Raw genomic sequence first — 2,518 nt, forward strand, 5'->3', positions numbered from 1 at the left:
GGGCGAGGGCAATTCCGCCGCCGAGGCCGATCAGGCCCATCTCGGGTCCGCTACTACGCGATCATTTGCACCTACCACCCGAGATGTCCGGCACGCTGGTCATCTCGTGAGCCGGGCAGGCAGCTCCGCTGGAAACCGTAGGGCACGCCCGCTGGGGAAAGGGATCCAGCGAACGCAGACCAGGCGCGCAATCGATTACTGATGATTGTCCTGCGCGTTCTGGTTACGGTGGGCTTGGTCGCTGGCGCTGTCATCCACTTCCAGTTTGCACCCCGGTTTCCAGCAGGCTGCACCGGGCGGAATCGGTGGGGGTAATCTCTTCCGGATCCAGGCGCATGGCCGTCCTCGCCGCCCTGCATGTCCTGATCCGGGGAGACCGGGTCGCGTACGTGGTGGCAGCGGTTGTTGGGCTCCCGGCATCGGCGGCCGTGGTCCTGTACAGGTACGTGCAGGTTCCAGCGATCGGCCCGATTCAGTCGATGTATGAGCCTGTCTGGTACGGGAAAAGGCCCTCACCGCAGTGGCAGAAGCCGCCGCCGGGATCCTCGCCATCATTGGCTACACACTCCTATACCGGCGCCGCAATCACAGGTAAGCCGCTGCGGCATACTGTGTGGTGAGGTCTGTGTCGAAGCTGAAGCCGTTCCAGGCCGAGCCATTTCAGTCCTGGGCGACGCTGCGTGGCTGAGGCTTTTCTTGCTGCCGGGTGCTTCTAATTGCTTTGGCGCCTTATCAAAGGGCCAGTGATTCACGCCCCTAGAGGTTGTTCCGGCGTCTGGTGTCTTAGCCTTGATCCACCGAAGGTTGGTCGGTGGTGGTTGGCGGCCGGGTTTGGCTGTGGTTTTGGTTTTTGGGTAGGGCTTATTGTTCGGCCTTACTGCCGGTGTTGTTCCACTTTTGTTCCTGATTGCGCGGTTGCGTCTGGATGAACGGGTTGCCTACGCTGCGGCAGGCGGTCGATGGATGCTGGTGAATAGTTGTTCCCATGCGGTTTGCCAGGGCCAGGATTCGGGGAGGTGGAGTCGTGTTCTTCGGGCGCTGGATGCGATTCTGGCCGGGATGTGAATGAGTTTGCGGCGGATCGTGCCGGTACGGCTTTTACTGAAAGTTCCGCCGGCGAGGATTCCGGCGGTGCGGGTGAGGTTGTAGGCGATGACCGCGGCGACGAGTCAGGCGGAGTTCGCCGCGAAGTTCCCCGAGGGTAGGTGTGCCAGTGCGCTGTCCTTCAGATCTGCGTTGACTTGTTCAATGATGGCGTGTTTGCGGTGTGTCCGGTCCGCGGCGATGGTGTCCATGACCCTGGCGTCGACGGTGGTGAAGAACGCGTGGAACCGGTGGGTGTCAAACAATGTTGGCTGCCCGTCCCCGGCTTTCGGGTTCAGCTCCGGGATCCGGCGCACGACGAGCCGTCCGGTGACCTGTTCGGTTTTCTTCCGGGAAGAGAACGCGGTGAACGGTATCCCGGCGACCTCGGCCCGTGAGATCCACGAGTTAGCGGCCTCGTCGAAGATTGCGTCGGTGTACTCGATGGTCTTCCAGGCGGTGTCCTCGATGGTGGTGACGGCGCGTTTGACGGCCGGATCCATGCGTGCGGTCACGGACACCTCCGCGCCACCGGCTATGGCTGCGGTCCCGACGGCGTGGCCATAATAGGCCGAATCAAACCGGCACAACACCTGCCGCTGAGTCGAGAGTCCCTTGAGCGTGGTGAGGGCGTCGGTGACGAAGCATCTGGGGGACCCGGGAGGGATTCTGGCGATTGACGAAACGGGGTTGGGCCAGGATCACCGGGGCAGTGTTCTTCGTGGAGGCGGTAGCCAGTAAGGCGTTCAGTCCACGGACCCCGGAATACCCGTAGCCTGCACCCTCCTTGGCGTAGCCGTGAACCTCGATGATCGTGTCATCGACGTCCACGAAAACGAAGTCCTCCGCTCCCGGGTCACCAAGCAGCGGTGCGTCGGTGCCAAGCAGCGCAGCGCACCTGTCGAGGTTGGTCAGGAAGCGGGAGGCGACCGCATCCAACTGGCGCACGTGCCCGAAGGTGAACTTCCGCAGGAATGAGCCCAGCGTCGAGGGTGCGTAGCAGGCATCAAGAAGGCGTTTCATCCCACCGTGGCGCAGCAAGGCCATGTCATCGATTGAATCCGCGCCAGCGACCATCCCGGCTACCAAGGAGCCGACCTTCAAACCGGCGTTCGCGCCCTTATCCGTAGGTACCGTCAACCAGTGATCGGTCAACTCATGCAATCCGGCGTCCCTGGCCAACCCCATGACCGGAACCAACCCGGCCGTCGACACCTCAGTTGATCCGATGCGTTCGGTGGAGGCAAACCAGGACAGCAGTTGCGGATCTATGGCCCCGATCACCGTGCGCATGTTGACTAATTGGGCGGGCACGTTGCTGTTTATCAGTGGTTCAAGATGCGCGACGCGGTTACGGAGCCGGTAAACCCCTTCGACCGCCCGTTCGAGTTGGTATGGGGTCCTTGTCAGGTGCGGGAAAGCCTCATGGAGTGCT

At 62.2% G+C, this 2,518-nt stretch carries 1 protein-coding gene and 1 pseudogene; one reads left to right on the plus strand and one right to left on the minus strand.

The features are described 5' to 3' along the window. Positions 1-335: 335 nt before the first annotated feature. A complete protein-coding gene (locus Y708_RS22225; RefSeq protein WP_253905655.1) occupies positions 336-620 on the plus strand; it encodes a hypothetical protein in 285 nt (94 codons plus the stop codon). A gap of 318 nt (positions 621-938) precedes the next feature. On the opposite strand, the pseudogene Y708_RS22230 reads toward Y708_RS22225, so the two are convergent. Further along, positions 939-2,271, minus strand: a pseudogene (locus tag Y708_RS22230) (IS1380 family transposase). Positions 2,272-2,518: the final 247 nt, after the last annotated feature.

This window comes from Arthrobacter sp. H5 (genome assembly GCF_000520595.1).
Lineage (GTDB): Bacteria > Actinomycetota > Actinomycetes > Actinomycetales > Micrococcaceae > Arthrobacter_D.